Origin of the sequence: Sphingopyxis sp. (assembly GCF_050725655.1) — a bacterium.
Classification (GTDB): domain Bacteria; phylum Pseudomonadota; class Alphaproteobacteria; order Sphingomonadales; family Sphingomonadaceae; genus Sphingopyxis.
Map to the genome: position 1 here is coordinate 53,625 of NZ_JBOHHT010000100.1, position 8,876 is coordinate 62,500.

3 protein-coding genes, 1 tRNA gene, 2 rRNA genes, 1 pseudogene and 1 other annotated feature (1 of these 8 only partly in view) are annotated in these 8,876 nt (G+C 59.0%); of the genes and pseudogenes, 1 reads left to right on the top strand and 6 read right to left on the bottom strand.

Translation table 11 applies throughout. From position 1 onward, the window contains the following. Nucleotides 1-3: 3 nt before the first annotated feature. From ACREBX_RS15475 to ACREBX_RS15485, 3 genes and pseudogenes are all read right to left on the bottom strand, one after another. Nucleotides 4-1,941 (bottom strand): NAD(P)-binding protein, encoded by a 1,938-nt coding sequence (locus ACREBX_RS15475; RefSeq protein ID WP_431562639.1) that lies wholly within the window; start codon nt 1,939-1,941, stop codon nt 4-6. 98 nt (nt 1,942-2,039) lie between these two features. Then, nucleotides 2,040-4,124 carry a TonB-dependent siderophore receptor gene (locus tag ACREBX_RS15480; RefSeq protein WP_431562640.1) on the bottom strand — a complete coding sequence of 695 codons (2,085 nt, stop codon included), beginning with the start codon at nt 4,122-4,124 and terminating at the stop codon, nt 2,040-2,042. 838 nt (nt 4,125-4,962) lie between these two features. Next, a pseudogene (locus ACREBX_RS15485) lies at nt 4,963-5,956 on the bottom strand (IS3 family transposase); the annotation flags it as partial. Next, nucleotides 5,541-5,668, bottom strand: a sequence feature (AL1L pseudoknot). (Overlaps the previous pseudogene by 128 nt.) Nucleotides 5,957-6,045: 89 nt before the next feature. Here ACREBX_RS15485 and ACREBX_RS15490 point away from each other — a divergent pair. Continuing rightward, complete coding sequence (locus ACREBX_RS15490) at nt 6,046-6,312, top strand: zinc ribbon domain-containing protein (protein ID WP_431562641.1); 267 nt, start codon at nt 6,046-6,048, stop codon at nt 6,310-6,312. Nucleotides 6,313-6,742: 430 nt separating this feature from the next. Here ACREBX_RS15490 and ACREBX_RS15495 read toward each other — a convergent pair. The 3 genes from ACREBX_RS15495 to ACREBX_RS15505 form a co-directional block, all read right to left on the bottom strand. Further along, nucleotides 6,743-6,819 (bottom strand) — tRNA-Met (locus ACREBX_RS15495). A gap of 113 nt (nt 6,820-6,932) precedes the next feature. Next, a 5S ribosomal RNA gene (gene rrf / locus ACREBX_RS15500) occupies nt 6,933-7,047 on the bottom strand. A gap of 118 nt (nt 7,048-7,165) precedes the next feature. Beyond that, a 23S ribosomal RNA gene (locus ACREBX_RS15505) occupies nt 7,166-8,876 on the bottom strand; it runs 1,110 nt beyond the window's last position.

Genomic DNA, 8,876 nt, shown 5'->3' on the forward strand with positions numbered 1-8,876 from the left:
CCTCTACAGCATTGCCATAACTTGGCCTGCCGCGCGGTATGCCTCGTGCATCGCATGCGCCATCGCCATTTCTCCCAGCAGTTCCGAATGCGCAAAGACGATGCGACCGTGCGGCTGGCGGATGATGTCGGACGGCGGCGACGCGCCGTTGCGCCCGAAGTAGAACCCCGGCTGCGGCGCGACATAGGCGTGGCCCCAGCGGTTGAGGATGATCCCCGCGATGTCGCGCTTGGCATCGAAGCCGGCCGCGGCAAAACCCACGGTCAATTGCTCGCGCAGCTGCCGCTCGAAATCGGCGTAGCTGGTCGCGAACAGCCGCGCCCGCGCTGCCGGCCCCTGCTGCGGACCGGGCAGTTCGGGATGCAGGAAGGGGATGTAGAAGGTCAGCACGGTCGGGCTGTCGGGGGTGAAGGGCTTGGCCGCGCCCATGTCGACGTTGCGCCGGATGCAGGCATGCCAACCCAGCGCCTGAAACCAGCGCGCATTGCTGATGCCCAGCTTGTCGAAGAAGCGCCAGTTGCGGAGCGCGACATTGGCGACCATCACCGGGCCGTGATGGAACTCGCCATAGGCCGTACGATAGCCGTCCGGCATATCGGCGACGATATTGCGGTTCACCCAGCCGCCCGACGCCATCACCACCGCCTTGGCGCGAACCCGCCGCACCTTGCCGTCACGGGCATAGCTGACGATCGCATGATCGGCCTTCGCCGGATCGCCCGGATGCCGCACATCGATCGCGGTCGAGCCCGAACGAATGCGGATCTTGTTGCCCGGCCGGTCGAGCTTCGACGCGTCCATCGTCCCGCCGACGGGCGCCAAACTGCCCTCGCCTTCGGTCCGGATCGCGCCGGGGATCATCCGTTGCAGCATGATGCGCATAAAGGCGGTGTTGCCGCCCGGAAAGGACACAAGACCGATGTCGGACGATGAAAGGACCTTGTCCTTGATCGTCGTGCCCGGAAGCCGCAGCCGGTGCGCCGCATATCCCGAGATGGCGTTGCCGCACATGCCGTAATTGCCGACCGCGATGCCGGGATCGATGTAACTTCGGACCTCGGCCCCATAGCCCAATTTGTCGAGCAGGTCGTAATAGGTGATCGAATCGAGCCATGCCTCGGGATTGGATACCCCCGCCAACCCGTCGCGCCGGTCGGCGACAAAATCGTCGAGTTGCTTCTGCACCGGCGTCGGCCAGGGCGTGTTCGCGAAACCATCCTTGGTCGGGTCCTTGACCCAGCCCGTCCCCGGGAAATGATAGCCGGTGGCATAGGCTTTTTCCCACGCGGGGGCCATCGGACCGAAATGATAGTCAGTCAGCTCATATTTCTCCGCCCCGCCGCCGAGCGGTTCGAGATCATATTGGGTCGGCAGGCCGAACTCACGGTAATAGTCGGTGAAGATGTCATAGGTGCCGTCGCCGAAGCTGCCGCGGACGTAGCCGGGGCGCGGAACGATGGCACCGTTCGATCCCTGCGGTGCGATCAGGCGATGGCCGTCGACGTCGAATTCATTCTGCTTCGCTTCACCGCCGACGACCGGATGATTGTCGAGCAGCAGACAGGTCTGGCCCTCCGCCGCGCGCTTCGAAAATTCATAGGCTGCGGTCATGCCCGAAAAACCGCCACCGACGATCACGAGATCGAAATCCTCGTCGACCGGCTTCGCCGCAGGGTCGGCATAGAGGCGATCGCGGATAGCGTGCGCGGCGTTGACCACCGCCTGGGTATTGCCGTTCGACCAGGCATAATCGCCGACCCCGCCATAGCCCGTCCATGAAGAGCCCGACGGTGCCCAGGGACTGCCGCTGTCGCCGCCCGCACCGCCACCGCATCCCGCGACCAGTGCCGCACCGCTCGCCACCATCGCGCCGTTGAAAAAATCGCGCCGTGTGATGCGGGTGCCCATCCCGAGCAGTTCGTCCGACCTTTGTCCGCTCATCGCCTTGCTTCTCCCTACGGCTTCACGCGTGCCCCAAGAAAAACGGCGGTCGGGGATGCCCCGGCCGCCGCCCCATCAAGATATTGGCTATGGTCGGTTCAGAACCGATAGCTCAGCGTCCCCTGCACCGTCCGCGGTTCGCCATTCGCGCACGAACCAAAAGCCGAGCACCCCGGATAATAGCGTTCGTCGAACAGGTTCACCGCGTTCAGCTGCAGCGTCCATTTGTTGTAGTCAAAGGCCACCAGCGCATCGACCAGTGTGTAGCTGGGCGAAACCACAATGAACGCGCCGCTCCGCGACGTCTGCTTACCCTGATAGCGCACGCCACCACCCAGACGCAGCCTCACGTCGCTGGTCAGTTCCACCGTCTTGGTGCCAAAAAGGCTAGCGGTATACTTCGGAATGCCAGCTGTCTGAAAGTTCTCGCCCGAAAGCTCGGCCGTTGCGTAGGAGAAGGCGGCAGTCAGGGATAGATCGTCCTCCACATTGTGATTGGCCTGAAACTCGACACCGCGCGATTTCTTTGTGCCGGTCTGGGTCTGAAGGAACGGATTGAGCGGATCGGTCCGCAGCGCGTTGTTTTCTTCCAGATCATAGAGCGACACGCGCAGCATCGTCGACCGGAGCGGCTGCCACTTGACGCCGATTTCCTTCTGTTTGCCCACAAGGGGCACATAGGTCTGGCCGAGCTGGTTTTGACCTACGATCGGAAGGAAGGATTCGGCATAGCTAACATAGGGTGCAAGCGTCGGCGTGGCGTTGATCGTCAGGCCGGCGCGCTTGGTCGTCTTGTTCGTGGCTTCCTGCGGCTTGGCGGTTTCGTTTCGCCGATAGCGGTCGTGACGAATACCGAGGACAAGCGATGCGACCTCGCCGAAATCGATCTGATCTTGAAGGTAGAAGCCGGTCTGTTTCAGCACCTCGGTCGTGGTCGCACCGAAAACAGGCGCGGCACCGGTGCCATAGACGGGATTATAGACGTCGATCGTGTCGATAAAGCCGATAAAGACCTGTTTATACGCGTTTTTGAAATAGGAGTAGTCGACACCAGCAAGAAGCTGATGCGAGATCGACCCGGTATCGAATTTGAACGCTAGGCTGTTGTCGGTGTTGAAGACATCATACTTGACGTCAATGGCATACAGGTTGCGGGGCACTTGCGTCGTGCCGGCGGGCACGAACGGATCGAGCGGCCCCGCGCCGAAATAGGTCGCCAGATAATATTCCGCCTGCTGGGTATTCGCCCAGGTATAACGGTTCGAGCTGCGGAAGGTAAGCACGTCCGAGAACGCATGGGTCGCCAGCAAGCTGAGCGCAGTATATTCCTTGTCGCCCTTGTTGATCCCCGGCTCGCCGAAGAAACGCGAATCCGGGATACGCTGACCGGGCAGCGCGTAGAGCGAACCGACCAGCGGTACGATGTTGTAGTTCGGCGGGTTCTTGTCATGCTGATAAATGCCGATGGCCGTAATGTCGGTGCGGTCGGTCGGTTTCCAAGTCAGTGCCGCCTGCGCAAGGATGCGGTCGTTGGGCGTATAGTCCATCCGCGAGTCGGAATCGCGCACGACGCCGACGAAACGCGCGGCCAGCGTATCGCTCAAAGGCCCGGTGATATCGACCGTCGCTTCCTTGCGGTCGAACGTACCGTAGCTGATGCTGGCGCCGCCGCCGAATTCGAACTGCGGGCGCTTGGTCTGCAAGTTCGTGAGACCGCCGGCGCTGCCCGAGCCGTAAAGCACGGATGCCGGGCCGATGAGAACCTCGACCCGTTCCAGTGTGTTGATGTCGACGCGCGGCATGAAAACGAAGCCGTAATTGCGCTTCAGGCCATCGACATACAGGACCGATTCATGGCCGCGAATGCTGTTGAAATCGCCACGCGAGTCATCCCCCCCGGTCGCGCTCGACACGCCCGCCGTATAGAGCAGCGCTTCGCGAATATTCTGGCCCCCGCGGCTCTGAATTTCCTCGGTCGTCACAACTTCGATGGCCTGCGGAATGCGCAGGATCGGAGTGTCGGTCTTGGTCGCCGTGGTCGCCGTTGCGGCGGTGACCACGATGTCGGATTCATCCGCCACTTCGGACTGGGCGAAGGCCGGCTGCACGCATACCAGCGCCAACAGCGACACCCCGATCGATCCCCGCATCACCGCCGCACGATTTAGACAAACGCGCATCATAACGCCCCCTCCTATTTCTGTTGGTCTAAGCCCTGAATCCCTTGGTCGTCTTCAATCTGTCATGCGACTGTAGATCGCCTGAAAATCTGTGGTTGGCCCAAATCGGGTAAAAGCGGGTTATGATGGGTGGTTTTTTGTATCGCTGGCGCGCTTACCCCACGGCTAACTGCCGCAAAAACTGCCAGCGCCAAGGCAGAGACGGCTCCGCCCTACCCTATCAGTGGCTGAAATTTATCTCTATTTTTGGACATATTTGTCTCTATATCGAGATAATTGTCGAAGGAGAGAGTGTTGTTGCCGCTGCTGCAGGGAATTAGGATCGTCGAGGTGGGCGCCGTCGTACTCGGTGCCTAAACGCCTAGGATGAACTTGCCGAACTGGTGACGTCTCCTGACGACCCGTGCGACCGAACATATTGTCTGGGCCGCCGAGTCAGATCGCCACCAAACTGCCCTTTTCCCAATAATGCTTCGGCTTCGGTCCCTTTGTCCGCCCCTTTTCTGCCGATGCAGGCAAGGCCATGATCGCGGCCGAATGGGCTGAATGGCGGAAGCAGCGACACGGCGCCGACACCGCTGGCGGATAAACGGACGTCGCTGCGCCGAATGCCTGATCCCGCAAGCGACAGCTTCCCGTCTAACAATGCGGATCCCAATATTTGTGCGAGGTGTTGGATCGGCTGACACCCCGCAAGCCTTCAACCGAAGCTCCCACTCGAACTACGGGGGTGAACCGCGCCGGGACTGCCGGAGGCCATTTGGTTTAAGTTACGCGGCCATGGAGACGTCGTCCGGCATGGCGTAATATCGCTCTTCTGCTTCGGCGGGCGGGATATTGCCGAATATTTGATCGACACATATTGGCTGCCACGATCGCTGTGGTGGACCAGCCCGCCACGATGAACAGGTCGGCGATCGTGGATGGCCTGCTCGAGGGCATCGAGGACGAAGCTGGCATGCGCTGTCCTGCTGACCCGCCAGCCCACGATGTAGCGGGCATAAACGTCGATGACGAAGGCCACATAAACGAAGCCTGCCCATGTCGCGACATAGAGCCTGCCCTCGCGAAGGCGAGGGTAAAGTCCGACACCCAGAGCATGTTGGGCGCCGGCGCATGGAACTGCCGGTTCACTTGGTCGAGCGGGCAAGGCGAGGCTTTGTCGCTGATCGTCGTGCGCACCGGCTTGCCCCGGATTACACCCTGCAAGCCCAGGTCGCGCATCAGCCGCTCGATGGTGCATCGTGCAACACCAAAGCCCTCACGGTTCATCTGCCGCCAGACTTTGCGCACCCCGTAAACGCCAAAGTTCTCGGCAAAAACACGGACCACCTCGGGCTTCAGATCTCGATCGCGCTGGGCACGATCTGAAAGCCGCCCTGGATCTCGTCGCTGAGCGACACGCTCGTGGTAAGTGGATGGGGCGATCGGCAGAACCCGGCAGATCGGCTCGACCCCATAAACCTCACGATGCTCGTCAATGAAGGCCGTCATCTCCGGAACGGGCGCCAGAGGATTAGGCTCGCTCCGCCTGGGCAAAATATGCTGACGCCTTGCGCAGTATCTCGTTGGCCTGCCGCAACTCGCGGTTCTCGCGCTCAAGGGACTTGAGGCGATCAGCCATCTCGGTCGGCACACCGGCGCGCTTGCCGCTGTCGACCTCGACCTTCTTCACCCACTCACGAAGCGTCTGCGGCACGCAGCCGATCTTCGCTCTTCGCTGCGATCGACACGATGGCTGCCCACCGTGATGGATGATCGCCTTCGTGATCCAGAACCATCCGTACCGCACGTGCGCGAACCTCAGGTGCAAATTTGTTCGTTGTCTTACTCATCACAGGCCCTTCCTCTCAGGAGTTAGGGCCTCCGGCAATCCCGGGGCGGTTCATCTCGCCCGTTCTGGGAACAGCAGCGCCCTCGCTATTTGCTGAGCGGAAAGATGACGTGCGGCATATGCGGATCGGCCTTCGCAAAGGGCGGCAAACACCGATTTAGGTCCCAAGGGTCGGCCAAGAAGGGCGAAGCATTTTGCACCAACCGTCTTTCCGTACGACAGGACGTTCTCGATCGACGGATACTCGCCGGCCTCCAGAACGAACTTATGCAAAAAAGAGGTGCTGGAAGCATTTCAGGACGAATATGCAGCGGAGATGGCCAAGCTCCGCAAGCGAAGCGACAGCCTCCGCCCTGAACACGAGCGAGAGATGCCGAGGTCGCAGAAAAGCTCAGCATGCTCAAGAGCGCCATCATGAAAGGTGTCGATCCAACGATGTTCATCGAGGAGATGAACCAGTGGCAGGCCCGCAAGCAAACCTTGGAAGGCCAACTCGCAATCAATGATGTCGATACCAACGTGGGCGACATCGTAATGCAACCTGATCTCGCTGGCTTGTATCATTCAAAGATCGCCACTCTGTCGGAAGCTTTCGAGGATGAAACGCTCCGAGCCGAAGCATTTGAAAGGATCCGCGAACTCATCGCCGGCGTGGTGTTTGTGCCGGAAGGAGATGAGCTTGCGATCTATCTTCGAGGCGAATTGGCGGCGATCCTCGAGCTATGTGCGTGCCCAGACACAAAAAAGCCTCCTGCGGGGTTAACCGAGGAGGCCTTGCAAATTAAGTTGGTTGCGGGAGTAGGATTTGAACCTACGACCTTCAGGTTATGAGCCTGACGAGCTACCGGGCTGCTCCATCCCGCGTCAACCAGCTTGCGGTCCCTTGGGACCGGCAAAACAGCAAAAGGCCGGCATCGCTGCCGGCCTCTAACTTTGTGAATGGGTTTTCCGCTTTTCGACCTTACGCCGGCTACAATGCCTGGCGACGTCCTACTCTTCCGGGACTTAAGTCACAGTACCATCGGCGCTGTCAGGTTTCACGGCCGAGTTCGAGATGGGATCGGGTGGGTCACTGACGCCATGGTCACCAAGCAATGAAGCCGGCGTAGGTCAAAAAGGGTTTCAATCGATGTCCGTGCAATATTTTGTCTGATCAATCATCCACATATCGCGGACAAACCAGTCAGGCTTGTCGTTGATGGCGGGACTCTTAAGTGCGAATAGAGCAATTAGTATCGGTTAGCTCCACGCGTTACCGCGCTTCTACATCCGATCTATCAACGTGGTGGTCTTCCACGGCTCTAAGAAATCTTATCTTGAGGGAGGCTTCCCGCTTAGATGCTTTCAGCGGTTATCCCGTCCATACATAGCTACCCTGCTGCGCGGCTGGCGCCACGACAGGTACACCAGAGGTATGTTCAACCCGGTCCTCTCGTACTAGGGTCAACTCCTCTCAAATTTCGACGCCCACGGCAGATAGGGACCAAACTGTCTCACGACGTTCTGAACCCAGCTCACGTACCACTTTAATTGGCGAACAGCCAAACCCTTGGGACCTGCTCCAGCCCCAGGATGTGATGAGCCGACATCGAGGTGCCAAACGATTCCGTCGATATGAGCTCTTGGGAATCATCAGCCTGTTATCCCCGGCGTACCTTTTATCCGTTGAGCGATGGCCCTTCCACTCGGGACCACCGGATCACTATGACCGACTTTCGTCTCTGCTCGACTCGTCAGTCTCGCAGTCAGGCAGGCTTATGCCATTGCACTCTTGCAGACGGTTTCCAACCGTCCTGAGCCTACCATCGCGCGCCTCCGTTACTCTTTAGGAGGCGACCGCCCCAGTCAAACTACCCGCCACAGAGGGTCCCTGATCCAGTTTCATGGATCGAGGTTAGACATCAGAAAACAGCAGGGTGGTATTTCACCTATGGCTCCACATCATCTGGCGACGATGCTTCAAAGCCTCCCACCTATGCTACACAGCTCTTTCCTAATGCCACTCTGAAGTTGCAGTAAAGGTGCACGGGGTCTTTCCGTCTAACCGCGGGTACTCCGCATCTTCACGGAGAATTCAATTTCGCGGAGCATGTCCTGGAGACAGTGGGGAAGTCGTTACGCCATTCGTGCAGGGCGGAACTTACCCGACAAGGAATTTCGCTACCTTAGGACCGTTATAGTTACGGCCGCCGTTTACCTGGGCTTCATTTCGCAGCTTGCACCACTCCACTTAACCTTCAGGCACCGGGCAGGCGTCAGGCCCTATACGTCGTCTTGAAGCCGACTTAGCAGAGCCCTGTGTTTTTGCTAAACAGTCGCTACCCCCTGGCCTGTGCCCCCTCAAACCGGTTGCCCGGAATGAGGGCCTCCTTCTTCCGAAGGTACGGAGGCAATTTGCCGAGTTCCTTCAGGAGACTTCTCTCAAGCGCCTTGGTATACTCTACCATCCCACCTGTGTCGGTTTAGGGTACGGTCTATAATGGAGGGGCTATTTCCTGGAACCTCTTCAAAGCCCGCTCAATCCAATAAGAGCGAACAATTTACGAGATCCGTCACACACCTCCAGGCCCACGAATATTAACGTGGTTCCCATCGACTACCCCCTTCGGGCTCGTCTTAGGGGCCGGCTTACCCTGCTCAGATTAGCTTTAAGCAGGAACCCTTGGGATTTCGGCGACAGGGCATCTCACCCTGTTTATCGCTACTCATGTCAGCATTCGCACTTCCGATACCTCCACGACCCATTACCAGATCGCTTCATCAGCCTACGGAACGCTCCGCTACCGCGTGTAGTAAACTACACACCCTAAGCTTCGGTGCACGTCTTGAGCCCCGTTACATTTTCGCCGCAGGAACCCTTATTTAGACCAGTGAGCTGTTACGCTTTCTTTAAAGGATGGCTGCTTCTAAGCCAACCTCCT

Coding starts and splice junctions, on each gene's coding strand:
- ACREBX_RS15480 (WP_431562640.1), bottom strand. CDS start 4,124: ATGATGCGCGTTTGTCTAAATCGTGCGGCGGTGATGCGGGGATCGATC.
- ACREBX_RS15475 (WP_431562639.1), bottom strand. CDS start 1,941: ATGAGCGGACAAAGGTCGGACGAACTGCTCGGGATGGGCACCCGCATC.